At 39.4% G+C, this 24,554-nt stretch carries 30 protein-coding genes, 6 tRNA genes and 1 rRNA gene; 23 read left to right on the top strand and 14 right to left on the bottom strand.

The window, feature by feature from the left end; genetic code table 11:
- Window positions 1-21: 21 nt before the first annotated feature.
- From FPV17_RS01275 to FPV17_RS01290, 4 genes are all read right to left on the bottom strand, one after another.
- A complete protein-coding gene (locus FPV17_RS01275; RefSeq protein WP_035394485.1) occupies window positions 22-828 on the bottom strand; it encodes a MerR family transcriptional regulator in 807 nt (268 codons plus the stop codon).
- A gap of 161 nt (window positions 829-989) precedes the next feature.
- Window positions 990-1,427, bottom strand: coding sequence for a GNAT family N-acetyltransferase (locus FPV17_RS01280; RefSeq protein WP_144557512.1), 438 nt, complete (start codon window positions 1,425-1,427; stop codon window positions 990-992).
- A gap of 64 nt (window positions 1,428-1,491) precedes the next feature.
- Window positions 1,492-1,995: a GNAT family N-acetyltransferase gene (locus tag FPV17_RS01285; protein WP_246117099.1), complete on the bottom strand. Its 504-nt coding sequence runs from the start codon at window positions 1,993-1,995 to the stop codon at window positions 1,492-1,494.
- A gap of 150 nt (window positions 1,996-2,145) precedes the next feature.
- Window positions 2,146-2,961, bottom strand: a complete 816-nt coding sequence (locus tag FPV17_RS01290) for a GNAT family N-acetyltransferase (RefSeq protein ID WP_060704328.1) — start codon at window positions 2,959-2,961, stop codon at window positions 2,146-2,148.
- Between the two features lie 297 nt (window positions 2,962-3,258).
- On the opposite strand from FPV17_RS01290, the gene FPV17_RS01295 reads away from it, so the two are divergent.
- Window positions 3,259-3,426: an RNA 2'-phosphotransferase gene (locus FPV17_RS01295; protein WP_144557514.1), complete on the top strand. Its 168-nt coding sequence runs from the start codon at window positions 3,259-3,261 to the stop codon at window positions 3,424-3,426.
- 11 nt (window positions 3,427-3,437) lie between these two features.
- Here the strand turns inward: FPV17_RS01295 and FPV17_RS01300 are convergent, their stop codons facing one another.
- Window positions 3,438-4,214 (bottom strand): nucleotidyltransferase domain-containing protein, encoded by a 777-nt coding sequence (locus FPV17_RS01300; protein ID WP_144557516.1) that lies wholly within the window; start codon window positions 4,212-4,214, stop codon window positions 3,438-3,440.
- 264 nt (window positions 4,215-4,478) lie between these two features.
- Here FPV17_RS01300 and FPV17_RS01305 point away from each other — a divergent pair, with 264 nt between their 5' ends.
- Window positions 4,479-5,111, top strand: a complete 633-nt coding sequence (locus FPV17_RS01305; protein WP_186370696.1) for a DUF4352 domain-containing protein — start codon at window positions 4,479-4,481, stop codon at window positions 5,109-5,111.
- A 55-nt stretch (window positions 5,112-5,166) separates the two neighbouring features.
- On the opposite strand, the gene FPV17_RS22470 is transcribed toward FPV17_RS01305, so the two are convergent.
- Window positions 5,167-5,298, bottom strand: coding sequence for an IS3 family transposase (locus FPV17_RS22470; protein WP_144557520.1), 132 nt, complete (start codon window positions 5,296-5,298; stop codon window positions 5,167-5,169).
- Window positions 5,280-6,530 carry an IS3 family transposase gene (locus tag FPV17_RS01315; protein ID WP_144557522.1) on the bottom strand — a complete coding sequence of 417 codons (1,251 nt, stop codon included), beginning with the start codon at window positions 6,528-6,530 and terminating at the stop codon, window positions 5,280-5,282. Before FPV17_RS01315 ends, FPV17_RS22470 begins: the two co-directional genes overlap by 19 nt.
- A 464-nt stretch (window positions 6,531-6,994) precedes the next feature.
- On the opposite strand from FPV17_RS01315, the gene FPV17_RS01320 reads away from it, so the two are divergent.
- Both FPV17_RS01320 and FPV17_RS01325 read left to right on the top strand, forming a co-directional pair.
- Entirely contained in the window at window positions 6,995-7,309 is a 315-nt protein-coding gene (locus FPV17_RS01320; protein WP_035394463.1) for a YxeA family protein, read from the top strand.
- Between the two features lie 159 nt (window positions 7,310-7,468).
- Window positions 7,469-7,738, top strand: a complete 270-nt coding sequence (locus tag FPV17_RS01325) for a cytoplasmic protein (RefSeq protein WP_412766081.1) — start codon at window positions 7,469-7,471, stop codon at window positions 7,736-7,738.
- Between the two features lie 39 nt (window positions 7,739-7,777).
- On the opposite strand, the gene FPV17_RS01330 is transcribed toward FPV17_RS01325, so the two are convergent.
- A complete protein-coding gene (locus FPV17_RS01330) occupies window positions 7,778-8,044 on the bottom strand; it encodes a hypothetical protein (RefSeq protein ID WP_035394462.1) in 267 nt (88 codons plus the stop codon).
- A gap of 80 nt (window positions 8,045-8,124) precedes the next feature.
- On the bottom strand, window positions 8,125-8,652 hold the full coding sequence (locus tag FPV17_RS01335) for an AAA family ATPase (protein ID WP_144557524.1): 528 nt from the start codon (window positions 8,650-8,652) through the stop codon (window positions 8,125-8,127).
- 295 nt (window positions 8,653-8,947) lie between these two features.
- Between FPV17_RS01335 and FPV17_RS01340 the strand changes: the two genes are divergently transcribed.
- Window positions 8,948-9,445, top strand: a complete 498-nt coding sequence (locus FPV17_RS01340; protein ID WP_144557526.1) for a MepB family protein — start codon at window positions 8,948-8,950, stop codon at window positions 9,443-9,445.
- 350 nt (window positions 9,446-9,795) lie between these two features.
- The gene (locus tag FPV17_RS01345) at window positions 9,796-10,188 is read left to right on the top strand and encodes a RidA family protein (RefSeq protein WP_144557528.1); all 393 of its coding nucleotides are present in this window, start codon (window positions 9,796-9,798) and stop codon (window positions 10,186-10,188) included.
- 66 nt (window positions 10,189-10,254) lie between these two features.
- Here the strand turns inward: FPV17_RS01345 and FPV17_RS01350 are convergent, their stop codons facing one another.
- From FPV17_RS01350 to FPV17_RS01360, 3 genes are all read right to left on the bottom strand, one after another.
- On the bottom strand, window positions 10,255-10,977 hold the full coding sequence (locus tag FPV17_RS01350; RefSeq protein WP_144557530.1) for a DUF2812 domain-containing protein: 723 nt from the start codon (window positions 10,975-10,977) through the stop codon (window positions 10,255-10,257).
- Window positions 10,974-11,291: a PadR family transcriptional regulator gene (locus tag FPV17_RS01355; RefSeq protein WP_144557532.1), complete on the bottom strand. Its 318-nt coding sequence runs from the start codon at window positions 11,289-11,291 to the stop codon at window positions 10,974-10,976. Before FPV17_RS01355 ends, FPV17_RS01350 begins: the two co-directional genes overlap by 4 nt.
- A gap of 92 nt (window positions 11,292-11,383) precedes the next feature.
- Complete coding sequence (locus FPV17_RS01360; RefSeq protein ID WP_144557534.1) at window positions 11,384-11,728, bottom strand: hypothetical protein; 345 nt, start codon at window positions 11,726-11,728, stop codon at window positions 11,384-11,386.
- 325 nt (window positions 11,729-12,053) lie between these two features.
- Here FPV17_RS01360 and FPV17_RS01365 point away from each other — a divergent pair, with 325 nt between their 5' ends.
- Window positions 12,054-12,794, top strand: coding sequence for a polysaccharide deacetylase family protein (locus tag FPV17_RS01365; protein WP_060704317.1), 741 nt, complete (start codon window positions 12,054-12,056; stop codon window positions 12,792-12,794).
- Window positions 12,795-12,979: 185 nt separating this feature from the next.
- On the opposite strand, the gene FPV17_RS01370 is transcribed toward FPV17_RS01365, so the two are convergent.
- On the bottom strand, window positions 12,980-13,135 hold the full coding sequence (locus FPV17_RS01370) for a YjcZ family sporulation protein (protein ID WP_060704316.1): 156 nt from the start codon (window positions 13,133-13,135) through the stop codon (window positions 12,980-12,982).
- A 198-nt stretch (window positions 13,136-13,333) separates the two neighbouring features.
- On the opposite strand from FPV17_RS01370, the gene FPV17_RS01375 reads away from it, so the two are divergent.
- From FPV17_RS01375 to FPV17_RS01405, 7 genes are all read left to right on the top strand, one after another.
- A tRNA-Glu gene (locus FPV17_RS01375) sits at window positions 13,334-13,405 on the top strand.
- A gap of 50 nt (window positions 13,406-13,455) precedes the next feature.
- Window positions 13,456-13,571, top strand: a 5S ribosomal RNA gene (rrf, locus tag FPV17_RS01380).
- A 61-nt stretch (window positions 13,572-13,632) separates the two neighbouring features.
- A tRNA-Val gene (locus tag FPV17_RS01385) sits at window positions 13,633-13,708 on the top strand.
- Window positions 13,709-13,722: 14 nt separating this feature from the next.
- A tRNA-Tyr gene (locus FPV17_RS01390) sits at window positions 13,723-13,807 on the top strand.
- An 11-nt stretch (window positions 13,808-13,818) separates the two neighbouring features.
- Window positions 13,819-13,893: transfer RNA gene (locus FPV17_RS01395), tRNA-Gln, on the top strand.
- Window positions 13,894-13,895: 2 nt separating this feature from the next.
- Window positions 13,896-13,968: transfer RNA gene (locus FPV17_RS01400), tRNA-Lys, on the top strand.
- Between the two features lie 35 nt (window positions 13,969-14,003).
- Window positions 14,004-14,076, top strand: a tRNA-Ala gene (locus FPV17_RS01405).
- 62 nt (window positions 14,077-14,138) lie between these two features.
- Here the strand turns inward: FPV17_RS01405 and FPV17_RS01410 are convergent.
- Window positions 14,139-14,315, bottom strand: coding sequence for an aspartyl-phosphate phosphatase Spo0E family protein (locus FPV17_RS01410; RefSeq protein ID WP_144557536.1), 177 nt, complete (start codon window positions 14,313-14,315; stop codon window positions 14,139-14,141).
- Between the two features lie 152 nt (window positions 14,316-14,467).
- Here FPV17_RS01410 and sigW point away from each other — a divergent pair, with 152 nt between their 5' ends.
- The 9 genes from sigW to FPV17_RS01455 all read left to right on the top strand — a co-directional run bounded on the left by sigW (window position 14,468) and on the right by FPV17_RS01455 (window position 24,553).
- Window positions 14,468-15,031 (top strand): RNA polymerase sigma factor SigW, encoded by a 564-nt coding sequence (gene sigW / locus FPV17_RS01415; RefSeq protein WP_055736611.1) that lies wholly within the window; start codon window positions 14,468-14,470, stop codon window positions 15,029-15,031.
- Between the two features lie 10 nt (window positions 15,032-15,041).
- On the top strand, window positions 15,042-15,701 hold the full coding sequence (locus FPV17_RS01420) for a zf-HC2 domain-containing protein (protein WP_246117100.1): 660 nt from the start codon (window positions 15,042-15,044) through the stop codon (window positions 15,699-15,701).
- Between the two features lie 165 nt (window positions 15,702-15,866).
- Window positions 15,867-16,694 carry a diadenylate cyclase CdaA gene (cdaA, locus tag FPV17_RS01425; protein WP_035394450.1) on the top strand — a complete coding sequence of 276 codons (828 nt, stop codon included), beginning with the start codon at window positions 15,867-15,869 and terminating at the stop codon, window positions 16,692-16,694.
- Window positions 16,687-17,913 (top strand): CdaR family protein, encoded by a 1,227-nt coding sequence (locus tag FPV17_RS01430; protein WP_035394448.1) that lies wholly within the window; start codon window positions 16,687-16,689, stop codon window positions 17,911-17,913. Before cdaA ends, FPV17_RS01430 begins: the two co-directional genes overlap by 8 nt.
- A gap of 33 nt (window positions 17,914-17,946) precedes the next feature.
- Window positions 17,947-19,287: a phosphoglucosamine mutase gene (gene glmM, locus FPV17_RS01435; protein WP_144557538.1), complete on the top strand. Its 1,341-nt coding sequence runs from the start codon at window positions 17,947-17,949 to the stop codon at window positions 19,285-19,287.
- A 567-nt stretch (window positions 19,288-19,854) separates the two neighbouring features.
- A complete protein-coding gene (gene glmS, locus FPV17_RS01440; RefSeq protein ID WP_038475982.1) occupies window positions 19,855-21,657 on the top strand; it encodes a glutamine--fructose-6-phosphate transaminase (isomerizing) in 1,803 nt (600 codons plus the stop codon).
- A 299-nt stretch (window positions 21,658-21,956) separates the two neighbouring features.
- The gene (locus FPV17_RS01445; RefSeq protein WP_186370697.1) at window positions 21,957-22,808 is read left to right on the top strand and encodes a GAF domain-containing protein; all 852 of its coding nucleotides are present in this window, start codon (window positions 21,957-21,959) and stop codon (window positions 22,806-22,808) included.
- Between the two features lie 65 nt (window positions 22,809-22,873).
- Window positions 22,874-23,218: a hypothetical protein gene (locus FPV17_RS01450; protein ID WP_035394440.1), complete on the top strand. Its 345-nt coding sequence runs from the start codon at window positions 22,874-22,876 to the stop codon at window positions 23,216-23,218.
- 318 nt (window positions 23,219-23,536) lie between these two features.
- Complete coding sequence (locus FPV17_RS01455; protein ID WP_035394438.1) at window positions 23,537-24,553, top strand: LCP family glycopolymer transferase; 1,017 nt, start codon at window positions 23,537-23,539, stop codon at window positions 24,551-24,553.
- Window position 24,554 lies beyond the last annotated feature (1 nt).

Below are 24,554 nucleotides of genomic sequence, written 5' to 3' on the forward strand. Positions count from 1 at the left end.
AGTCAATAAACAAATAGTATTTTAGTTATCAACTGGGATATATACCTCAAGAAATACCTTCTCATCATTTTCTATGTAGGTGATTAGACGGGTTTGGACAAAGGCTAGTCCTTTCGGCTTGAACCCATTTATCTCTGCCCATTCTAAAGTTGACTTAAATAATTTTTGTTTGATATCGTTAGTCCCACCTTGAAATCTACTATCTTCAACAACTGTATAAATGCATTTCTTATAGTTTAAATCGTGTTCAGCTTTATTTCCGGTGTCATGTTTCTGCCTATTTACAATATACATCTTAGAATCCAACAGACCATCTTTATCAAAAGTGAATTGTCTTATTATTTTACTTAGAATATCATCCTTAATCATATCCAAATGCTCTAAGATTGTAGGGTATTCAGGGAAAGAGTAGAAATCAGAAAAATTACCGACCACTTGGTACATTGGAAATTCCCTGATTGAATACTTATTTAAGTGTTTCTCTATATCTTTACAAAACGACTTTGTTTCCCGTAATTTCTGAAGCATAAAGCGATCACGAGAGATTTTTCTTACTAACTCTTCCTCTTTTATTTGTAATAGAGATTCCAGTTCTTCCATTTCAGTTCCTTCTTGCAGCTTTTTAATATCTTTTAAAGACAAGCTCCTTTTCTTATAGAAGTCTGTAACAAGTAATGTATAAATATCTTTATCACGATACTGTCTATAATGATTGCGTTCATCCTGCTTTGGTTTTAGAATGCCTTGATTTTCATAATATCTAAGTGCATCTCTGGAGACGCCAATCATCTCTAACAACTCACTCGTTTTATAAGTTATTCGTTGCATGTGTATTTCTCCATTTTCTATTAGGATCACTACTATACTATCTTGACCGTTTCTGAACTTCTCACCAGTTAATCGTTTGTGGATTTCCTTTTTTTTTCATAACCTGATGATCCATCAGGTTATTTGTGAAGGTCGGAGTGGCCACTTTTGTTTTTATGTATTTATAAAGGTAAACTCATTGAAACGGTTCGTATGTTGAATCCCATTTTCTCATAAAGCTTAATAGCATTATTTCCTAAAAACGCACTTAAACGTACTTCGGTATGCCCTTCGTCTCTTAGCTGTGCTATAGCTGCTGTCATCAGATGTTTACCCAACCCTTTTCCTCTAAACGCCTGTATTATGAAAAGTTCGTAAATAAATCCATGCCTACTATCTGTAAATAGGTCTGTACTGGTGCCAACTAGTATCCAACCAATGACTCTACCATTATCTACTGCCGCTAAATAATAGCTTCCTTTTATTAAAAGTGATCGAATTAGTTGTTCGCTTTTTTCCGCTGTAGGTTTTGCTGTACCTAACGTGCCATCAGACACAGCTTGTGGGGAGAGGGATATGATTGTCTCAATTTCTTGATTAGTGGGTCTTCTAATTTCCATCGTTAAACCACATCTTTCTTTTTTTGACTTCGCTTTGTGCATAGACTTTTTATTTTATGATTCGTTAGAGCTTGCGAACATACCGCAAAGATATGTAGGTGTCATTATTAGAATTGCCATAGCTATCTTGTTCATGTATACATGAAAATCCCTTTGCTTCATAAAATGGAATTCCTTTATGATTTCCTTTTTGAACGGATACATATTGCTTGAGTGCCCCTAAGTTCTTTTGTTGTTCAGATATCGTATCGAGTATTTTCGAGCCGATTCCTTCGCCTCTTCTATCCGGTTTAAGGTACAAAACAAATAATTCTGTGTTCTCATCATCGAGCATCCCACCAGCTCCGGCACCTATTACATTACCCTCTTCAACTGCAATAAAGTAGCCACCCCATTTTTTATTCACGGTAGTCACTTCTTTCAATATGCTTTCATAGTTATAAAATTCCCTAATGATTCGAGCCATATATTCTTTAGAAAAAATGTCGCGATACGTCGCTTTGTAACCTAACGTACATACATCCATAATTCCTTGAATATGGTTTATATCTGCTTGTACAATCCTCACTTTTCATCTCCTTACTTCTCCTTGGCTATAAACAGGATTTTGGATTTACGATTTTTCTCGTCTTCAATATTTTCCTTTTATCTGACATCATTTTTATATTGTTGCAAGCCCTTCAAAAGCCATGAGGCTAATAGAAAGGAAGGCACGTACTTATTCTCCAACCCAAATTGCCTTGGTATAAGCAATATTCAATCCCGCTCTCTCCATATTGTTTTGACTGGGGGAACCAAATGAAGCCTGTCCCACAATGAAATGGCATCTTTGTCGTTGTGCTTGGTAGATCCGGTGTTTTATTAAAGCGCTATGAATGCCTTTATTTCGTAGATGTGGCAATGTAGCCGCGGCAGCTAAAGTAGCGATCCCGTCTTTTGTAAACAAAACGCCTATTCCAGCGGGTTCGTTTTGATAGCTAGCTATGTAAAAATCCCAATTTTTGAGGTGATGAAGTATTTTATTATTTTGTGCGATGCCAGCTGTTAAGAATGCGGGCAGTTGGAACCCTTTTGCGTATATTTCTGCATAGGTATCAAATTCGTCTTTTTCTAATTTACGAACATTCATCATCTTTTCAGTAAATTCATTACATGTTTCAATTGCATTGGTCAAGGGAGTATAAAGAGTTGTATGAAAACCATTATGAAAATAACCGGCTTTATTTAGGGAAGTTAGCAATTCTGATGATGTATGAGCCGGAGTTAATTCAAATCGAATTGGAATCTTTTTTTTCTTATAAAAATCGACGATTTTATCTAGCTGTTCTTCGTCGCCATCTTGCAATCCTTTTACTGTATTAAAGGAAGGTCCTGGTATGTTCTTGGCCGTAAATGCTGTGGCATTCCCAAACTTCTGGATCTCTACGTCCATTGGATTTCCTTTAATTTTTTGAATTTCAGAAAGTCGAGAACGCAGCATGTCAATTTCTGAGGTTTCTACTTGAACAGCTAATGCCTCATTCATTATGCTCATGTAAGTTCACTCTCCATATCTAACTTGTTAGTACATCGGCAGACAATAAATGTGCACGTGCGACTGTTCTTTAGTAATGTCACATAGTACATTCATCATGAGAGTAGTGTTCTTTCAATACTCATTTCCTCATAATAAATATAAAACCCGTTGGTAGTAGATTGCACTTCTACTTAAATTCATACCAACTTGTTTAGTTCTGTTACAGGTTAGAGAATTCCTTCTTGTATTTAAAATCCCTTTTCAAAAAAGACTTTGTCCCATTTGGAAACTGTTTAGAAGAGAGGAGAATCATTCATGTCAGAAAATGAGTTAAACAAATTACTCAGTTTGATTTTAAGGCATACACCAGAAAAGATAGGGCTTAAGTTAGATGAGAGTGGCTATGTGAATGTCAATGATCCTATCCATTTTACTCGTTATCTAACTGAATTAGAAGAGAGCTTCCCTTGTTTAGTAAGGTAAGCTCTTTAATCTTAAGAAGTGTGGCGTTTTTCGTACCATAGCTTATAGGCTTGAAGTAATGAAAGGAGTGTAGAGGAATCGACTGTTTTCATTTTATATACATAGTGAAGTTCTTGAATGACGAAATCATTGGGAAGATAGGCTTCCAAAATACTTAGTTGATCTTGTATGGTGGTTGCCCAACTTTGATCCTCCACATTTATTGTTAAATAGGCACCGCGTATCATTTTCTTAATCATGCTTTGCTTAACTAATGCTGAAGTTGCAGTTCCGCTTTTTAATGTATCCATAAACTGATTGACTTGCGGTATAAGATCTTTATTTAACGAGCTGCTGATTTGCTTAGTAGGTTTCATCATAGGGAATTGAAGGGAGAGGTCTTCTCCATGTATACAACAACAGACGTGTTTTAGCCAAAATCCCCACTCATGGTAGTGATCGGAGTGAAGGGCTTCTTTTACCAATCCCATATCGTAATCTACTTTTGTTAGTTGCTTATGTTTTTTTACTAGTTCGTGTGTTTCTGCATAAAGCCTATTTTTGGTGTTTGAACTAATGGGATAATACAAGATAACGGTTAAGTCTAAATCTGATTTAAAAAGGATGGCTTCTCCTCGTGCAACACTTCCGTATACATAAATGCTATGTACGTTTTCTCCTAAACAATTTTGTAGTAATTGCAGCACGGTGTGTAGTAGAGGCTTGATATGGTGCTGTAATTTATTTAGATGAGTCGGATTCACGATATACCCGTTTTGGTCAGTACCCATCCTAGTTGGTAATTTCATACGCTCACCCCTTTGTAATGTAGCGGTACATTCTCTACTTACTATTACAACGCTTTACTTTATTATAATCCATCTGTAAACCGTATTATCCGAGAAGTGGCGTGGTGCTTCAGCTAACATGACATTTTTTCTGTCGTTAGTTGGTGGAAAAGATTATTTATCTTGTGACAGGTGTACTTTGATGATTGAACGATAATGAAGTTTTAAAAATCGAAAAAAGGCTATGTTCTAATGGATAACTACTTTTTGAAAGGTTTGGTATTTATGAAGAAAACGACAACGTTGATGGTTACATCTATTTTTGCTGCGGGCTCACTATTGTTTGCGGCTTGCAGTGATTCAGATGTAAATCAAGAACCTGCTGAAGAGAACACTTCTAATCAAGGGAACACAGATGAAAATGAACATACTCAAACGAATGATGAAGAGGATGAGACTATTGGTGAAAACGCTGGAGAGGACCAAATGGATTTGAAGGTTGGAGACACAGCGATTATGCACAGTAACATCTCTTCTTTTGAATTTACGCTGAACAGTGTTGAGATGGTTGATGAAGTGGACGGTGAAATGTCCGATTTAGACGCTTTTGTCTCTGCTTCCATTACGATTAAAAATATTGGTGATGAACCCATTGAGGCAAAAGAAAATGCTGGTTTATTTGAATACACGGCTGACCTTGACGGGTCTGGATTCGGTGATGAAGCTGAATATACTGAGGATTATCAGGATGGTGCCATTGAAGGGGAATTAGCTCCTGGAGAAGAGGTTACAGGCACCGCTTTGTATACGAGCTACATAGATGATGAGAATTACATTCGTGTAAAAGCTGGAACGGCTGCGACCGGATTAATTAATAACGCTGTCTTTACTTTTAGTGAGGATGAGTTGATCAAATAAAATATTCCTATTAAGCCCTTGCATGGGTAGTGACCCCCAATAGTTAGAGTTTCATTTATGCAGTTAATTGGCTAAACTGAGTTCGGTATTGTACCGGGCTTAGTCCAGCCAATTTTTGTTTTATTCGCTTTGTATTGTAATATTCGACATACGCTTCGATTCGTTGTTTTAAGATCTCAAAGTCCACAAGAACTTCACATAGTACATTTCCTGTTTCATGATGCCGAAAAAGTTCTCCGTAGCTTCATTGTCTGCACACGTCGCTTTACCAGACATACTTTGATAAATCTTGTTTTCTTTCAACGTGCTTAGCCATCGTTGATGTTGATAATGCCACCCTTGATCCGAGTGGTATCGAGCATCTTTTTTCATAATCGTAATGACCTGGTCAAGTGGTTTTAGAACTAAATCGAGCGTTGGTTTTTTCGTTAGCCCAAACGAAAGGATTTCCCCATTATACAAGTACATAATCGGACTGAAATACATTTTTTGACCTTCGGTACATTTAAACTCAGTGACGTCCGTCACTACTTTTTGGATACGAATACTTGTCTTAAATCGGCGATTTAAGCGGTTTTTGGCTACATTCCCGACCGTCCCTTTATAGGAGCGATACCGTGACTTACGTGTAAACTTTGCACACATCAACCCTAATGCTTTCATAAGCCTCTGAACTTTTTTATGATTGATGACGTATCCTCTCTTTCTTAATTCTGAATGAATGCGACGATAGCCATACCTTCCTTTATGCTCTTGAAAAAGTTCACGAATCAGTGCTTTCCACTTTTGATCTGGGTCGGATTTCTTGAATTGGTTCATATGATAGTGATAGGTTGCTGATGGTATACCGACCTTGGCCAATACGCTTTTTAATGGGAATCCTTCTTCTTTGAGTTCGAATGCCAGCGCTGCTTGTGCTTTTCGAGGAGTGTCCGGGTTCTCCCGAAAAGCGTTCAACTTTTTTAAATAAGCAACCTCCAAACGAAGCTCTTCGATCTCCATTTCTAATTGTTTTTCGCGTGATTCTTCTTTCTTTACTGGTTGTTTTTTCTTTTTCGTCATGGGAGGTCGTCCTTTCGGCTGATTCAGACCTTCCACGCCTTTTTCTCTATACTTCTTTTTCCAATTAGAAATTAAAGGTGGGTTGGTTAACCCAAATTCAATCGCTGTATCTTGGAACGAGGCGCCAGTCCGTTCCATATAGTGTAATACATCGAGTTTAAATGAAACAGAGTAAGTTGCCTTTTTACGTTTTCTTTTAATCCCATCTACGCCAAACGCTTGAAATGCGCGTACCCACCTTCGAATGATTTTTGTATCAGGGATGTTATATTTTTTAGCGAGTAATTGATACCCCAGGTATCCATCTACATATTCTTTAATGATTTTCAGTTTAAATTCGTCACTATATTTTGCCATAGAAAAAACACCCCAAGTGTTAGATTTTTACTCTAACATTTGGGGTGCAGCACCCTATAAGGGCTTTTTTGTGCGTGATCATCCGTTTCCTTGAAAAATGGGGAGAGGAGTTCGGATGGTGTGTGACTCTCCTTTTTTAGAGATGACGAAAATGTCACATGAACCTTTGATTTGTCATCTGAATCGCACGACGTAGAGTAAAGAAAGAATTAGAGTATAGTTATACCAACTTACTTAGAATGTACCAAATGATACATCTGAAACGAAATGAAAGGAAGTCCATTTTATAGCTAGAGGAGAGGTGCTCAACAGTCATAGAAATCAGACCATTGTAAAACAGGGTTCATTCGTTGCCATCTGTACGGCGTCTTGTTTTCTCAAAGTCATCGAGGTTATATTAGCTGGGTTTACCAGTAGTAAAAAAGTACCTTGATAGGTGCTTTAATAGAGAGGAAGAAAAAGTTATGAAAAAAATAATTAGTGTGTGTCTCGTTTTAGTCATTGTCATTGCCAGCCTATACTTCTTTTCCCGTGAGACATTTGACCGCTTTAACCCATTGCTTACAGAAGAATATGTATTTGTTGAGGTTCAAGGCGAACCTACTGATGATGACGGACGGTATAAATATGATTTGGAAGGTGTGAATGAAGGGGGAGAGACGAAACGAGTCGTGTTCAGCGCTAGCACGAGGCTCGATCCAGGCACATTTGTAAGAGTGCTCGCTAAAGGGAGGTATTCAAAACAATATGAATTAATCAATGAAAGTGAAATGCCTTAGCGTGTGACAAGTTTGACGGGACTGAACTTCAACATTTTGTATACTTTGTCATGTTAGAAGAAGCGTGTTTGTACATCACGCTTCTTTTTTATCTGTTAAAATGGGGCTACATAGGTCTAAGAACAAGAGACTTTCGAACAGGTTAGGGTGAGTATCTAAATGAATGGTGAATCAACGAAACATACTAAAATGAATGAAAAAGATGCACATCGTTTTAGCTCTCGTCATAGAGCGGAATTGGAACAAGATAGGGTGTGTGGGTGTTTCTTTTGCATCAAGGTATTTGATCCAAAAGAGATTTATGAGTGGATTGATGACAACCAAACCGCCATTTGTCCTTACTGTGGTGTGGATTCTGTTATAGGTGAAAGTTCTGGATTTCCTATTACAGAATTATTTCTAAAAAGGCTAAATGATGACTGGTTTTAATAGGGTGCATTTTTAGGAGTTAAGAATATGATGGGCTTCTCATGAAACGAATAAAAAATAAATGTAAATGGTCGCAAAGGACAGATACATGATTGGAACAGATACCAGAATACGTTTAGTTAAAAGTCCAATGAGTAGTCCAATTAACCATGTGACAAGAATGATGAAAGCTTGGGGGAAAGCAAATGTGTGGTCTATATGACTTTCGGCAATCGTACCTGATGCTAAGAAAGTAGATAAAGCAAATGCAATAGCGAAACTTGGAATGGCATTAATCAAAATAATTTTATGCTCCCTTGATTCCATACGTAGATTCCTCCTTCAACGCCAATTATTTTGTTCTATCATCTTATGAATTTCTAAATGAATTTGCCCAAACATTTCTTTTAATAGGTAAACCTGGTATCGTCTCTAATAGTTGAAAGGACTTCATTCAAGGCTGAGGGGTGTATAGAGGTTGTATCATACACAAAGCGTTGATCGATCTTCTTCCTTGTGAACATTTCTGCTAATTCTAAACACCTTGCACCCATCTGATGTTCTTTTTCTCTTAAAGCGTCTCTTCTTATGAGTTCAGCGCGATCGACCCATAAGACAACATACTTTATCTCAACATCTTTAACATGGGAACAAAGTTTACGAGAAAATGTTTCTACTTCTTCTGGAAAGGCGACGTAATCTATAATGACATGCTTGCGCGCTTGAACGAAATTAATACTTAAATCAGCAATATTTTCCCAAGTGAGTGTTAATGATTCCTCGCTTTCCCATGGTGGGACATAGCCACCAACGACCATATGATGAATGAGATCACCTTTAATGTAAGCACTGTGATGAAACTGTTTTGCGAGTTTGTTGGAAGTAGTCGATTTGCCAACGCCTGCTGGTCCAGAAATAATATAGATTTGAGTCATTCGTTTATCACCTTTTCTTTAATAGTCGTCATTGTGGTTTAGAAGTCATGACAAAGAATGTAGCTACTGAGAGTATTCTAAATGCGTGTGTTCTTATCATGTAGGATTGCTTTTTTATCACACATTTCTCCCTATTTTGTTTGTTCTTTACACTTTATTCCCAAGCGGCTTATCAATAAATGTGCATTATTGTTTAAGTATTCCGTTTATTTTGATGTATACTCTGATTATAAACGGGATCCGCATAAATTTAAATACAAGAGCTGAGTAAAGGAATCAATTGGAGGCGTGATGGGTGAAAAATTTTTATGAATCTCTTTCTTATATAAATGACACAATCTATAAACCGATTGGATTATCAATTGAACGTGCACAAGGAGAAGAGCAGAACTCAAGATATGGAGCTGGTACATTCCGAACTCTTCATAAAACCATACGATTTAGAGTTGCGAATAACACACCAAACAAGATTGGCCAGTTTGTTGCTGTTTGGAAAAAGGATGACGCAAACAAAAATAGACCGTATACGTACGGTGAAGCACTCGATTTATTCGTTGTTACGGTATTTAAAAATCACTTTGAATTTGGTCAGTTCGTATTTCCGAAAGACGTTCTTGTGAAAAAGAACCTTTTGAAAACAGATACAACAAAAGGAAAAATGGGGTTTCGAGTATATCCTGAATGGGACAGGCCGGTGAGTAAGCAAGGGTTGAAAACACAAGAGTGGCAGATGCCTTATTTTGTTTATATGAATGAGCAGAAAAGAGCCGAGATACTAAAATTGTACGCTTAATGGATGAATCAGAAGTCGATGTAAGCTACATTGTACAAAGCCTTATGAATCGCTAGAAATTCTAGTAAACCGTGACGACAAACCGAGCTATAGAGGGTATTAGTCAAGAAAACCCCTGTAGTTATATAAAGGTTGCTATTCTAAAACGTTCTTGGTACAGTTATGACTATCTATTACCTTCACTATAAAGAAAGGGAGTGTCTATACCGTGAAAAAGAAAATACTGGGCTTTTTATCGATGGGTTATGGGTACTCGACTGCTGTTTTTTATTGAGTAGACAGAAATTGGTGAGGTCTGTCTAATGAATATAAGAATACGCAGAAAAATTTATAGTGAATGAGGTCATGTTATGAAGAAAATTAGTCGAAATAATCCTGATTCTATGCCCAAACCGGTAGGGAATTATAGTCATGTTACGAGGGTACCAAAAGGTGCTGGGTTGATTGTAACATCAGGGCAAGTGGGCACGGATATGAATGGAGAAGTCCCTCAACAGTTAAACGACCAAGTAACGAATACATTTGCCAATATGAAAAAGGTTCTCGAATCTGAGGGGTTATCACACGATAGCGTCATCAAAGTAAATATTTGGGCGACGGAAGAAATTGATTGGGACTATTTTTACATGAAATGGGATGAATGGTTTCAAGGTGAATATCCTTCCATGACCATTGCTTATATCTCAGCATTAGGGTTGCCTGAATTAAAGATCGAAATCGAATTATGGTGTGCAGAGATTTAATGTAAAAAAGGAACAGCCAGAAGCTGTTCCTTTTTGTATGCTCAAGGTTCCGCAAACGAGTATGGCCTACGCTTTTTTTCCTTTTCGTTTTTGTAAGAGTGATTGAATGATCCAAATGGTGGTTGGTAGGATAATGGCACCGGCGACCATAGAGAACAAAATGCCTATTGGATTGTTTAAGTCACTGAAAAAAAAGATAAATAGGAGGCATCCTACTAAAACCAAAGGGACGATGGCTCTTGTCATAGCGACAAGTCGGTGTTTCTCTTCAACCACCCATTTATTCTTAAATATGGTTAAAACCGTCCAAAGTATTGGAATGGTTATTGCACTTAAAGAAATTGCCGCAATGGCAAATAGAATCATGGGTAATCCTGTGGTCATAGAAAAACTGGTCCAAGTAATCGCTGTTAAGATAAGTAGTGATAGAGCTATCCATTTAAGTGGATTTCCTAAATGTTGATGTTTTTCAACAACTGTTTCACGATCGCTATAAATAGGTTTAGTTCCGGGAAGTGCTCTAAACAGGTGTATATCGCTATTAGAAGAAACATGCGTCCATCCTGAAGATGCAAAGAAATCAACATACTCCTCACGCTCTTCTTCTTTAATTGTGCGGTAGTCCACGCTGTATATATAGTCAGCGCTCTGACCCTTCTCGAGCAAGTAGCCCATGAATTTAAACTTAGTAACATGCCATCCCTTTAATGAATAGCGACGTAATTTCTCCATGTCGCGTTCCTCAGCAAATGCTAAGCCACCTGATGTAATGTATTTTGTTTGACTCATTTTTCGACCTCCTCCAATCCAGTTTCGGCTAAATGAACCATTACTTTTCTAAGCTTGATTTCTTCCTTTAAAATTTCTTTTCCTTTTGCAGTAAGCAAGTATGTTTTGCGTCTTGAATCTGTACCATCATGTAAATAAATCCATTCTAGTTTTAATAGCTTCTTAATAATGGTGTACATTGATGCAGGTCCTATCGTAATCATCTCATTCGTTGTTTCTTCAATTAAGCTCATGATGGCGTAACCATGACGTGGGCTCGTTAATGAGGCCATAATATAGAACATGGAATCGGTTAGTTGCTCGTTTGTTTTCATCTACTCACCTTCTTATTTATATCGTTTTGTGATATATCTCTGTATAATATATCGTAATGTGATATATATGTCAATTAGAAAATAGAAGGGTGCTACAGCTGAAACTGCAGCACCTCTTCTACGTCTGCTACCAAGAGAATGAAGGAGTCGATGTCTTCTAAAAGCACGCCAGACTCGTCTAATCGTTTTTTAACGTTGCTTAACGAAATCCCGAATGATTGTGGTGTTGAGGTGATAAGCAAATCGTTCATGGTAATGGTGATGTTCATGGCGTCTGGATCAAACGCTTCTCGTTCTTGTTTGTTAAAGGGGGCATGAATCGAAATGGTGACAGTCTCTTGTTCGTAGTCGAGTAAGTTCAGGCTTTTTACAGGAATGACAAACCAAATCGGTACTTGCTTGCCATCATAATAGTCATAGTAGACGGTATACGTCATCACTCAACATCCTTTGTCACTGTATTTTCTTCTTATTTTACTCTTTTCCTGACTGATAATCCTGTGTTTCATCAGAGTTTTAAACGGGAAAAGGACATTCGAGGTGACGAGATGGGTGAATTGGTAATCATCAAATACTGTGGTTTTTGTGATGCGCCGTTACGAAAAAATGGGCGTTGCAAAAATTGCGGGCGAGATCGTGGTCAGTTTTTACATAGAAAAACGTAGAGCGTCGTTATAACGGCAGCTCTTTTTTTATGCAGAGAACATAAAAAAGAATGAAGTGGCAAAAGCTAGAGCATATCTATAAAAAGGAGTCTTTTTAATGATGAAGAATCGAATGGTAGCTGCTTTGTTCATGTTAACGGTGTTCGGAATTGGTTTATTTGGTAGTGAACAAGCTCATGCACAGATTGTTCCAATACCCGCCTTGCAAGATGAATTCCCCGGATCTGTATTCGCACACGGAGATCGTGAAAGTAAGAGAATTGCGTTAACATTTGACGATGGTCCTGATCCCCGCTTTTCTGGAAAAGTATTAGATAAACTGGAGCAGTATAATGTTCCTGCAACATTCTTTGTCTTGGGAATGCGAGCGAATGAAGACCCTGAGTTACTTAGTCGAATTCAAGCTGGAGGACATGAAATCGCTAATCATACTTACTCGCACCCAAATTTGACCGACAAAAGTGTGGCTGAACTTGAGCAGGAAGTCAATCAAACGAATGATGCGATTGAAAGTATAACAGGGAATACACCGAAGTTATTCCGTCCTCCTTATGGGTTCATTACGAGAGAACAAGCGGAACGTCTCGTCACCTTAGGCTATTCCATTATTGGTTGGGATGTAGATACACTTGATTGGTCCGGTATTCCTGCAAGCGAAGTGACGGACACAGTCTTACAGGATACGCAAGCTGGTAGTATTATTTTAATGCATGATGGTGGAGACGTTGATACGGCGAATCCGGAAATTTACTCAGCAGATGCTCTTGATGCCATCATCCCAGCATTGCAAGGTCAAGGATACACGTTTGTGACCGTTTCTGAATTAATCGGACAGTAAGAAAAACCACGTTGTGTCAGTGCAACGTGGTTTTTAAGTCATTCGGATGTAGATTCCTTCCAGTTTTTAAACACATGTGGATAAAGAGGGGTGATTGATGTGTCTTGAATGCACCAAAAACAACCGGCTCTACAAAGAGCCGGTTGTGTTGGCAAACGTATCAGCGCTTGCGTGGGGTGCACGAGTTATTTTACGTAAGCCGCTCCAATGATAATCAAAAGAATGAATAAGACAACGATTAGCGCGAATCCGCCACCGTAACTGCCGCCACCGCCACAAGTACCGCCTACTGGTCCGTAGCCGTAACCTTCACAGCCGTAACCTCCGCCGTAGTAACCCATGTGTGTACACCACCTTTGTGTTAGGATACTATACCCTATGCAAAAATCGCTTTTTGGCGACAAAACTGGGCGGCGATTTTACGATTGTATAAGGATAAAGAAAGTAGCCTATACTAGCAAAGGAATTGATTAAAAAAAATATAAAAAAACAGTTGCACAGAGAGAATCCATTTGTTATTATATAACTTGTCAGTAAGCGGCCCGTTGGTCAAGCGGTTAAGACACCGCCCTTTCACGGCGGTAACACGGGTTCGAATCCCGTACGGGTCATTGTGAATTTTTTAGTTTACAAACGACTTACTGAGGGTATAATCTATAGGTCTGGTGGCAATAGCAAAGAGGTCACACCCGTTCCCATGCCGAACACGGTCGTTAAGCTCTTTTGCGCCGATGGTAGTTGGGGGCTTCCCCCTGTGAGAGTAGGACGTTGCCAGGCTTACATAGTTTCATTAATTGACGAATAGAAGCAGAAATGTTGCTTACTTGCAGTCATATTTGGAGGATTAGCTCAGCTGGGAGAGCACCTGCCTTACAAGCAGGGGGTCGGCGGTTCGATCCCGTCATCCTCCACCATACTTTCCATATGTGGAGGGGTAGCGAAGTGGCTAAACGCGGCGGACTGTAAATCCGCTCCCTCCGGGTTCGGCGGTTCGAATCCGTCCCCCTCCACCATTTTCTATGATTGGGCTATAGCCAAGCGGTAAGGCAACGGATTTTGATTCCGTCATTCCCTGGTTCGATCCCAGGTAGCCCAGCCATCGAGCCATTAGCTCAGTTGGTAGAGCATCTGACTTTTAATCAGAGGGTCGAAGGTTCGAATCCTTCATGGCTCATCCTAAAACGACTTGTATAAGTCGTTTTTTGTTAAGGGGCCTTAGCTCAGCTGGGAGAGCGCCTGCTTTGCACGCAGGAGGTCAGCGGTTCGATCCCGCTAGGCTCCATTTTCATAAAGAAAAGCGACCAGCATGCTGGTCGCTTTTTTGTTTATTATAGGTTCATTCATTTAGTCACAAGGCGTATTGGAAAGGTTTTCGTATTGATTGAGTAGGCTATCAAGTTTCCGACTCAATTGTAGCATATGTGGTGAATTCAGTGAGTACGTTGATGCTGAAACGTTTAGTTCCATTCGTACGTCTTCTATTGAACGCGATAATGGATCAACAAGGTGCACATTCGACATAGCCATACCTCCCTTTCTTTATTAAGGAACAATTCGGTACTAAAATAGAAAAATCCTTCCAAATTTAAGAAAAAAGTTAATTTTTCTGTTATTATAAAAAACGAAACTTTATTCTAGAGTGTTCCGTAAGTTAAATGTAGGTAGGGGATGTCATGGATTCGTTAACAAAGCGCTTAATTTCGGAAATTAAACAGGGTGATGACCAAGCATTCGCAGAATTAGTTGACCTTTACAAGGACAAAGTCTATCAAGTGGCCTATCGAATGGTCGGTCATCCTCAAGAAGCGCAGGACGTTGCACAAGAAGCATTTTTAAGAGTATATACAAATTTAGAAAAGTATGATGTGAATCGAAAATTTTCTACTTGGCTTTTCAGGATTGCTACGAATGTAGCGATTGATCGATTAAGAAAGCGAAAACCGGACTTTTATTTACAGGACAAGGTCAAGGGAACAGAAGATATTACGTATGAATCACAGTTGGCAGCCACCGATGATTTACCAGAGGATCAAGTTGTCCAATTCGAATTACAAGATTGGATTCAAGCTGAAATTAATCATTTACCACCTAAATACCGTACAGCTATTATATTAAAGTACTTAGAAGATTTATCTTTAAAAGAAATTAGCGATATTATGGATTTACCAGTCGCAACAGTAAAGACAAGAATTCATCGAGGTCGTGAAGCGTTACGTAAACGCATGCGCCATGTTTAAATAAGGAGGAGTGACACATATTATGGATTGTCATTCTTACAATGAACTGATACACATTTATCTTGACGGGGATGCAACACCAGAGCAAAAAGCGGAGTTGTATGCGCATATGGACATGTGTCCCGAATGTAAAACACATGTAAACGAGCTGAAAAAAGCCATTGCCTTTATTCAAAGCTCGTCTCATATAGAAGCGCCGTCTCATTTTACGACAAGTGTCATGGCCAATTTACCTAAAAAGAAAAAGCGTGCCCCTAAGGTGAAACGGTTGTTTAAAAAGCACCCGATTCTTGTTGCTGCTGCCGTGTTTTTCTTAATGATGTCAACAGCTGTTTTCTCCACTTGGACTCAAAATGACAGCATTGTTGTATCTGGAAATGGACCGTTTGTTATTGATAAAGTAAATGGTGTTGTTACTGTTCCGGAAGGTGCAGTGATTGATGGGGATCTCATGGTAAGGAACGGTACGCTGCAATTAGATGGTGAAGTGCGCGGGGATGTATTGTTATTAAACAGTTCTTTTGATAAAGATTCGCTTTATGCATCGCCTAATCAAGTGACAGGGGATATTGAAGAAGTGGACCAATTCCTTCACTGGATTTGGTTCAATACAAAGGATTTCTTTACAGATGTTTTTTCTTTCTTTGACGATAGCGGTTCAAATGAGTAATTGTAGGGAAGAGTAAAAGAACATGGAGTTTCTGTGTAAAACGGGAACTCCTTTAGTTTTTTATGAAACTAATGGTATAATGATAACGTTTGACACAATGCCGTTTAGTTTCTTAAAGATATGTCAAAGGTGTAAAGAAGAGTTTGTTTATGTGGAGGGGCGGATATGTTTTCTGCTAATCTTGAAAATTTTCCCTGGCTCGTATATATCGGACAAATTGTCGATATTTTACTTGTTACATACGTTGTCTATAAATTAATTATGATTATACGTGGCACCCGTGCCGTTCAATTGGTAAAAGGGATTGTTGCCATTTTTATTGTGTGGTTTATTAGTAATTTCTTAGGTTTGAGTACGTTAGAGTTTATTACAAGGCAGACGGCAACGTTTGGTTTGTTAGCGATTATTATTATTTTTCAACCAGAACTTCGTAGAGGTCTTGAGCAACTTGGACGTAGTCGACTCTTTAATAGCCGATCGGCTCAAAAGGATGATGCACTCAAGCCCACCATTGAAGCGCTTGTGAAAGCTACAGTCTATATGGGTAAGCGTAGAATCGGGGCACTCATCTCCATTGAGCGTGAGACTGGTTTAAATGATTATGCGGAAACGGGTATACCGCTAAATGCCCATGTATCATCGGAGCTTTTGATTAATTTGTTTATTCCTAATACACCGTTGCATGACGGAGCGATTGTATTAAAAAATGATAAAATTCTTGCGGCCGGTTGTTATTTACCGTTATCTGAAGATAGCTCGATTTCGAAAGAACTAGGCACGAGGCACAGAGCAGCCCTCGGTGTAAGTGAAGTAACGGATGCTTTAACGATTATCGTATCAGAGGAGACAGGTGCGATTTCCATATCAAAGCGAGGTACGCTTTATCGAGATTTAACAAAGGAACAATTGCAAGATTTGTTAGAGCAAAATTTATTAAAGCCTTCAACAGCCACCGACAACCGTTGGCAGTGGGGAGGTAAAAAAGATGGATAAGATGCTAAATAGTATTTGGTTTGTAAGAATATTAGCGTTTTTTATTGCCTTAATGCTGTTTTTTATGGTGAATCAGAATACGATTGGGTCGCCATCCTTATTGCCGGATGCCCCGAATGCACCTTATGTATTAGAAGATGAGCCGCTAGTGGTCCTTTACGATGAAGAGCGCTTCGAGCTAGTTGAAGAGCCTGGAACAGTAGATGTGGAGCTTCGTGGTTCCCAAGTATCATTATCGTTATTCCAAATTACAAGTAATCGATCGACTGAAGTTTTTGTTGATGCATCTGAAATAGAAGAAGAGGGAAGGCACCAACTTGCCGTTAGTCATCGGAACTTCCCGAGCGACTTATCTGTTACGGTGGAACCGCAAGTCGTATCCATTACATTGAGAGAGCGGCAAACGGCTTCATTTCCCGTTGAAGTTCAGCTAGAGAATGAAGATGATATTGGTGAAGACCGCTCTCTAGGGACGCCAATTGTAAGCCCTCTTAACGTGAATGTTACGGCAAATCGAGAAACTATACAGGCAATAGAAGATGTGCTTGTATATGTCGATTTAACAGATGCAAATGAATCGATAGAAGACGAATACCCTGTTCATTTTTATAATGAAAATGGTCATCAGTTAGATGTTCAATCAGATCCGCAGTTTGTTACTGTAACGGTTCCTTTGACAAGCCCGAATAAGCTCGTCCCCATCAAAATTATTCGAGAAGGGGAGCTGCCTGATGGTTTAAGTTTTGAAGATGTGACGGTTTATCCAAATGAAGTAACGGTGTATGGTTCAACTGATGACATTGAGGCAGTTGATTTTGTTGAGAGTGAGCCGATTGATTTGAGTGAACTGAATGAAAGCGGAGAATTAACAATTGGTTTAGAGGCTCCTAATGATGTAGAGAGAATTGACCCTGAAGAAGTGACGGTAGCGTTTACGTTAGCGGAAGAAGAAGAGATGGCATTTGAGTCCCTTCCAATTGTCATCACAGGAAATGATTCGAGCGTTAATTTTGACACAGATGCAGCGACGACTGTGAATGTGACAGCCTTTGGTTCTCAATCTAGATTAGAGGAATTAATTGAGAGTGATATTCAAGTAAGTGTGGATGCGACTGGTTCTTATGAAGGAGAGCAAACCCTTCCTTTAAGTGTCACAGGTCCATCATACATTCGCTTTGAGCTAGATAACGATGAAACCGTGTTGCGCTTTAATGAATAGTGTGTAACAGTGTGTAGAAGAAGGAGCGATACAATGGGTAAATATTTTGGAACAGACGGCGTACGAGGTGTAGCGAATACAGAATTAACACCTGAGCTAGCATTTAAGCTTGGCCGCGCTGGAGGCTATGTTTTAACAAAAAAAGCAACGCAACCAAAAGTATTAATTGGTAGAGATACACGGATATCTGGAGAAATGCTTGAAGCGGCCTTAGTGTCGGGGTTAGTTTCCATTGGTGTGGAAGTAATGCGAATCGGCGTGATTTCAACGCCTGGAGTGGCATTCCTAACGAAACAACTGAGCGCGACGGCAGGTGTTATGATTTCTGCTTCTCATAATCCAGTTGAAGACAATGGGATTAAATTCTTTGGATCAGATGGATTCAAACTTTTAGATGCACAGGAAGAAGAAATTGAGGCACTTATCGATAGTGAAGATACAATGCCGAGACCAATTGGAGCAGCACTGGGGCAGATTAATGACTACTTTGAAGGTGCGCAGAAATACATGCAATTCCTAAAACAAACCGTCCAGGGGGATTTTGAAGGCATTCATGTCGCAATTGACTGTGCAAATGGATCGGCTTCATCTTTGGCGACGCACGTACTAGCTGATTTAGAAGCTGATATTTCTTCAATGGGTGCATCTCCTGACGGGACAAATATTAACAACTGTTGTGGCTCAACCCATCCAGAAGAATTGGCAAAGCTCGTAGTGGAAAAGCAAGCGGATATCGGGCTCGCCTTTGATGGTGACGCGGATCGATTAATTGCAGTTGATGAAAAAGGAACGATCGTTGATGGTGATCAAATTATGTTCATCGTTGCGAAGCATTTCAGTGAGCAAGGCAAATTGAACAATAATACGGTTGTCGCAACTGTTATGAGTAACCTTGGTTTTCATAAAGGATTGGAAGCGAAAGGCATTCAAACCAAGCAAACAGCTGTAGGAGATCGATACGTCATGGAAGAGATGCGTAAAGGGAACTATAACTTAGGCGGCGAACAGTCCGGTCACATTATCTTTCTTGAGCATAATACAACGGGAGATGGCTTGTTATCAGGTGTCCAGCTCATTCAAATTATGAAGCAAACAGGCAAACCGTTATCCGAGCTTGCTGGAGAGATGGAAACGTTTCCTCAATGTCTCATTAACGTGCGCGTAACAGATCGTGATGCGGTAAAAGAAAATGAGCGCGTAAAAGAAGTCATAGCTGAAGTAGAAGCTGAAATGGACGGAGAAGGGCGTGTACTCGTTCGTCCGTCTGGTACAGAGCCTCTTGTGCGGGTTATGGTGGAAGCGAAAACCGATGAATTGTGCGAGAACTATGTAAATCGCATTGTCGATGTAGTAAAAGAAGAACTTGGTGACTAAAGAAAAGATAAAGAGCATTCTCTGAAATACAGAGGATGCTCTTTTTTAAATAAAAACGGCTTAATCGTATATCAGGCTAGTCACAGTGGTTTCTGTACCTGCCATTAGCTCCGGTAATAGGTGTTCTTATGCGACACAGTCGTTAGGCATCGTCCCATCGTGAAGTAGAAAGCGTGAAAGGGCATCGATTCATGTCATCAGCGTCTTTACCGTTATGATTATAGCAATCCTAAAGCACCTTTTGAAGACACACGCATAAAGTAAAATTGTGAAGAACCATTGAACATAATTGACGACGGTTCTTTCATCCTTTATGATGAATCTTGTATGGTTGGATAAGACTCATACAAAAAGCGCCAGGACTGACATGAGGTCAGTTGACGAGGAGAGGGCTAATCGATAATCGGCGGGTTCCCTCCGGCTGCGTGTGACAGCCGTAAGCTTTTGTAAAAAACAGTAAGGTGACTTAGTGTACAAAAACAAAAGCCGCACACACATACAAAAACAAAGAGTGGGGGTAAGTCTGCCCCTGCGGTGATTTACTCCCACGTCGGGAGGATATTTACTATGTGTGGAATTGTTGGTTACATCGGAAATGAAGATGCAAAAGAGATCTTGTTGAACGGACTTGAAAAGCTGGAGTATCGTGGTTATGACTCGGCTGGTATTGCAGTTCGTACAGAAGACGGCATGCATGTCTTTAAGGAAAAAGGACGAATTGCGACATTGCGTGACGCTGTTGATATGGATGTTGAGACGACTGTCGGGATTGGTCACACACGTTGGGCGACCCATGGTGTACCAAGTCAGTTGAATGCCCATCCTCATCAAAGCTCTACTGAACGCTTTACCCTGGTTCACAATGGTGTCATTGAGAACTATCAACAAATGAAGCGTGAGTATCTTCAAGATGTACAGTTACAAAGTGACACGGACACGGAAGTAATTGTTCAGTTCATTGAACAGCTTTCTAAAGATGGCTTAACAACAGAAGCTGCAGTAAGCAAAGCGCTCTCCATGATGAAGGGTTCTTATGCGATTGCGCTTCTCGATAAAGAAGAGCCAGAGACTATTTTTGTAGGCAAAAATAAAAGCCCACTGCTTATTGGTGTTGGAGACGGTGTAAACGTTATTGCGTCGGATGCCATGGCGATGCTAAATGTGACCGATCAGTTTGTTGAAATTATGGATGAAGAGCTTGTGCTTGTTAAGCGTGATAGCATTGAAATTAAAACTCTTTCTGGAGAGGTTCAAAGCCGTAAGCCTTACACAGCAGAGCTAGATGCAAGCGATATCGAAAAAGGCACGTATGATCATTTTATGCTAAAAGAAATTGACGAGCAGCCTATTGTGATTCGTAACATTATCCAGAAATATCAACATGAAGATGGTTCAACACGTTTGGATGCAGATATCCGTGCTGCGATGCAACAGGCAGATCGTATCTACGTCATTGCGGCAGGAACAAGCTACCACGCTGGTCTTGTCGGAAAGCAATTGCTTGAGCAAGTGGCGAATAAGCCTACAGAAGTGCATATTGCAAGTGAATTTTTGTACAATATGCCGTTATTATCTCAAAATCCACTCTTTGTGTTTATTTCTCAAAGTGGTGAAACAGCAGACTCTCGCGGTGTGCTTGTAGATGTGAAGAAAAAAGGGCATCGTACGTTAACGATTACGAACGTGCCAGGCTCAACGCTATCGCGAGAAGCCGACTTCACGCTTCACACATTTGCAGGACCAGAAATTGCTGTCGCATCAACAAAAGCTTATACAGCGCAAATGGCTGTTCTAACGCTTCTTGCTGTAGACACAGCGTATGCAGCAGGTCGTACACTTGATTTTGATCCTATTCAAGAACTAGGAATAGCGGCGAACGCAATGGAAGCTCTTTGTAACCAAAAAGACGAGTTCGAAAAAATTGCTCGTGATTATTTATCTGTGACACGTAATGCATTCTTTATTGGACGTGCGTCTGATTATTACGTAGCGTTAGAAGGTGCTTTAAAGCTTAAGGAAATCTCCTATATTCAAGCAGAAGGCTTTGCTGGTGGAGAGCTGAAGCATGGTACGATTGCGTTAATTGAAGATGGAACACCGGTTATTGCTCTTGCCACGAATGAGCATGTAAATTTAAGCATCCGTGGAAATGTACAGGAAGTGGTTAGCCGAGGCGCTGCTGCTGTGATCATTTCAATGGAAGGTCTTGACCAAGAAGGTGATGCAGTCGTGTTGCCACGTGTGCACGAAAGCATTGCGCCACTTGTATCCGTTATACCAACACAATTGATTGCATACTATGCAGCGCTGCATAGAGGTTGTGACGTTGATAAGCCAAGAAACTTAGCGAAAAGTGTAACAGTAGAATAGGATTGCATGTATGAACCCCTTTAGATACGATGGTCTAAAGGGGTATTTCTTTATCGTTTGTTAAGTGAAAATTAAAATAAAAGTAAAGTGAGGGGGTTAACAACAATGAATGTAAGCGGTTATTTAAGTGTTGAAGAAGATGATGACCCACTATTAAACCCTTACACAGTAGCTGCTTACTAAGGAATGGTCTCTTTCATTATAAGGATAAACGTGCGTTGAGGTTAAATTTTCGTAATTCGATTAAGACTATAGTAAACTTTATGGTAAGCAAGAATAGTAGGAAGGGGGACGTTGCGTTGCAAAAAGCGAACACGCATTATCAATCTCATGACTCGCTTATTGAGGTTTCAAACAAATTGTTTAAATGTCTAGCCCAGCAGCTAGATGTTAATACAGCGTATATTGCCAAGAAAGAGCCAGGGTACATGGACGTGGTGAACGCCTATAATAGAGATAGGGAAATCGTTACAAATGATATGTCGGTTGAATACAAAGAGTCAAATTGTAAGTATGTGTTAGAGAATGAAGCGGGAATCCAGTACTTCACCAACTTAATGACGAATGCAAACACCGCAGAAAGACCGATAACGGAGAAATTACAGGTGAAAGCTTTTTTAGGTGTCTCGATCTACGGCTCGTCTGGTGAACCATTTGGGACGCTATGCGTAATGGATGAAGAAGAACGTCAGTTTTCGAACGAAGACGTTACGTATATCCGCACCATTGCAGATGTCCTGTCATTTATTATTGAACTTGATGAAACGCACGAAGATATTGATTTATTGAGCGTTCCAATTATTCCTATCTCAGCAGACATTGCCATCCTTGCGTTGCAAGGGAAAGTCAGTCAATCTAGAGCAGTGAAAATTATGGACGATACAATGGGGTATGCTGTCGCTGAGCAAATAAAAACCATTATTATCGATATTTCAGAAATCGTCGTGAAAGGCGATGAGTTTATTGAGCACTTAAATCGTCTTGTAGCAGCTTTAAATCTGATGGGCGTATCCGTCATGTTATCAGGTGTACCCATTCATTTAGCGGCAAACGAGTCGATCTCTCAAGCGTTGTCTACGTTAGATCTTCAATATGTGAAGAGCATTGAAGATGCGCTAGGCTTGCTTGGTTATGAGCTAACAGAACAGTAAAATTGAAGAAAAGCAAGTTTCTTAGGAAGGCTTGTTTTTCTACTTTTACTAAAAAGGAGCGTCTAATGTACATTGTTCACTTTATGCTAGCCATTCTATTAACGGCACTCTCCTATTTTAGTGGAAGTATGTTAGTAACGGATGGTTTAATGGTATGGCAAGCGCTACTGATCGGAGCAGTAGTAGTTTCTTTAGGGGCGTTAGCGGAAAAATGGAGAGCTCCTATGTGGTTGATTATTCTTATTCCGTTTCCTGTAGGGATGGGTTTATTATTTTTTCTTCTGAATGAGTCCCTTGTTACTTGGATAACCACGTATTTTATTACCTTGCTCATGTATACACTTATTCATTCTGTATTTAGTTTTTTCTTTAAATTTCATTCCCTTATTCCTGCTTGGAAACTATCGTAAGTAAACAATAAACAATGGAGAGTGAATGAAGTCTTAATAAGATTGGTAGAATGTAAATGGCTTTTACACTAAATGACAGAATGCCGTACTATTAACTAGAGGGTTTGTTAAGGAAGGTAAAGAAGTTGACGACTACTCCTTTCGATTTTGGAAACAGTTCCCTTTTTGTCAATTATGAGAAAAAAGAAAGTGATCTTTCAATCTTGCATAAAATGTTGTAAGAACTGCAAAACGTATTTAGTGTCCCGAATGTCGTGTGATAAGATTATGAATCTAGATTGAAAAATTACTGTCTAGTGTTAGGGGACTTGAAAATTAATGGATTCTCGTCAGAAGAAAAGAAAAGTAAATCGAAAAAGAAGAGTATTAAAAATAACATTATTAGTTTCTACAGTATTGCTACTAGCATTAGGTGCTGGTTTTTGGTATATCTATAGTCAAGTAAGCAACACAGCTTCTAACTCTTATGAACAATTAGAGCGAGGCGATAAATCGAATTTAAGAGTGGAGCCAGTTGATGTAGGAAAAGACAATTTTTCAATGTTGTTGCTCGGAAGTGATTATCGTGAAGGAGATGATTATGAGCGAACAGATACATTAATTGTGGCAACGTTCAATAAATCAGATCGTTCGATTATTTTAACGAGCATCCCACGTGATACGTACACAGAAATTATTGGTTATCACGGTGGTGGGATTTACGATAAGATTAACCATGCCCACGCTTTTGGTGGAATGAGCATGGCTGTTGATACAGTTGAGAACTTATTAGATATTCCAATCGATCATTATGCGTTAATTCGTTTTGATGGGTTTGTTGAAGTCATTGATGCTCTTGGTGGTGTGGAAGTAGACGTTACTTATGAGTTTGATTTTAAAGAAGCATCAACAAACGCTGATTATTCCTTTACAGAAGGGCCAACACAAATGGATGGTTCAAAGGCATTAGCCTATGCGAGAGAACGTAAATCTGTTGAAGGTGGCGGAGACAAAGGTAGAGGAATTCGCCAACAACAAATTATTGAATCTGTTATTAATGAATCAACTTCTATATCAAATATTACTAATTTTGATGATGTGCTTCAAGCAGTGGGTAATAACCTTAGAATGGATTTAACAATGGGGAACATTGTCTCATTAAGCGGTTATGCTGGGTCAATTAATGATATTGAAAGCATGCAGTTACAAACGGAAGGATTTCGTCAAGCTAACGCGCAAGGACAAAGCATTTGGTATGAACGAATTGATCCAACGAGTTTACAAGAAATTCAAACAACATTAAAGGATCATCTTGAGATTGACGACTCTCTTCAAGCTGATTCAACGACGCAATAAA

It is taken from the genome of Shouchella miscanthi, from assembly GCF_007725405.1.
GTDB lineage: Bacteria > Bacillota > Bacilli > Bacillales > Bacillaceae_D > Shouchella > Shouchella hunanensis.

Excerpts from the sequence above, each read along its gene's own strand:
- FPV17_RS01320 (WP_035394463.1), top strand. The coding sequence starts at position 6,995 with ATGAAAAAAATAATTAGTGTGTGTCTCGTTTTAGTCATTGTCATTGCC.
- FPV17_RS01455 (WP_035394438.1), top strand. The coding sequence starts at position 23,537 with ATGGATTCTCGTCAGAAGAAAAGAAAAGTAAATCGAAAAAGAAGAGTA.
- cdaA (WP_035394450.1), top strand. The coding sequence starts at position 15,867 with ATGTTTTCTGCTAATCTTGAAAATTTTCCCTGGCTCGTATATATCGGA.
- FPV17_RS01345 (WP_144557528.1), top strand. The coding sequence starts at position 9,796 with ATGAAGAAAATTAGTCGAAATAATCCTGATTCTATGCCCAAACCGGTA.
- FPV17_RS01315 (WP_144557522.1), bottom strand. The coding sequence starts at position 6,530 with ATGGCAAAATATAGTGACGAATTTAAACTGAAAATCATTAAAGAATAT.
- FPV17_RS01430 (WP_035394448.1), top strand. The coding sequence starts at position 16,687 with ATGGATAAGATGCTAAATAGTATTTGGTTTGTAAGAATATTAGCGTTT.
- FPV17_RS01325 (WP_412766081.1), top strand. The coding sequence starts at position 7,469 with ATGAATGGTGAATCAACGAAACATACTAAAATGAATGAAAAAGATGCA.
- FPV17_RS01300 (WP_144557516.1), bottom strand. The coding sequence starts at position 4,214 with ATGAAATTACCAACTAGGATGGGTACTGACCAAAACGGGTATATCGTG.
- glmM (WP_144557538.1), top strand. The coding sequence starts at position 17,947 with ATGGGTAAATATTTTGGAACAGACGGCGTACGAGGTGTAGCGAATACA.
- FPV17_RS01305 (WP_186370696.1), top strand. The coding sequence starts at position 4,479 with ATGAAGAAAACGACAACGTTGATGGTTACATCTATTTTTGCTGCGGGC.
- FPV17_RS01365 (WP_060704317.1), top strand. The coding sequence starts at position 12,054 with ATGATGAAGAATCGAATGGTAGCTGCTTTGTTCATGTTAACGGTGTTC.
- FPV17_RS01450 (WP_035394440.1), top strand. The coding sequence starts at position 22,874 with ATGTACATTGTTCACTTTATGCTAGCCATTCTATTAACGGCACTCTCC.
- glmS (WP_038475982.1), top strand. The coding sequence starts at position 19,855 with ATGTGTGGAATTGTTGGTTACATCGGAAATGAAGATGCAAAAGAGATC.
- FPV17_RS01350 (WP_144557530.1), bottom strand. The coding sequence starts at position 10,977 with ATGAGTCAAACAAAATACATTACATCAGGTGGCTTAGCATTTGCTGAG.
- FPV17_RS01275 (WP_035394485.1), bottom strand. The coding sequence starts at position 828 with ATGCAACGAATAACTTATAAAACGAGTGAGTTGTTAGAGATGATTGGC.
- sigW (WP_055736611.1), top strand. The coding sequence starts at position 14,468 with ATGGATTCGTTAACAAAGCGCTTAATTTCGGAAATTAAACAGGGTGAT.
- FPV17_RS01360 (WP_144557534.1), bottom strand. The coding sequence starts at position 11,728 with ATGACGTATACCGTCTACTATGACTATTATGATGGCAAGCAAGTACCG.
- FPV17_RS01290 (WP_060704328.1), bottom strand. The coding sequence starts at position 2,961 with ATGAGCATAATGAATGAGGCATTAGCTGTTCAAGTAGAAACCTCAGAA.
- FPV17_RS01355 (WP_144557532.1), bottom strand. The coding sequence starts at position 11,291 with ATGAAAACAAACGAGCAACTAACCGATTCCATGTTCTATATTATGGCC.
- FPV17_RS01370 (WP_060704316.1), bottom strand. The coding sequence starts at position 13,135 with ATGGGTTACTACGGCGGAGGTTACGGCTGTGAAGGTTACGGCTACGGA.
- FPV17_RS01280 (WP_144557512.1), bottom strand. The coding sequence starts at position 1,427 with ATGGAAATTAGAAGACCCACTAATCAAGAAATTGAGACAATCATATCC.
- FPV17_RS01330 (WP_035394462.1), bottom strand. The coding sequence starts at position 8,044 with ATGGAATCAAGGGAGCATAAAATTATTTTGATTAATGCCATTCCAAGT.
- FPV17_RS01335 (WP_144557524.1), bottom strand. The coding sequence starts at position 8,652 with ATGACTCAAATCTATATTATTTCTGGACCAGCAGGCGTTGGCAAATCG.
- FPV17_RS01410 (WP_144557536.1), bottom strand. The coding sequence starts at position 14,315 with ATGTCGAATGTGCACCTTGTTGATCCATTATCGCGTTCAATAGAAGAC.
- FPV17_RS01295 (WP_144557514.1), top strand. The coding sequence starts at position 3,259 with ATGTCAGAAAATGAGTTAAACAAATTACTCAGTTTGATTTTAAGGCAT.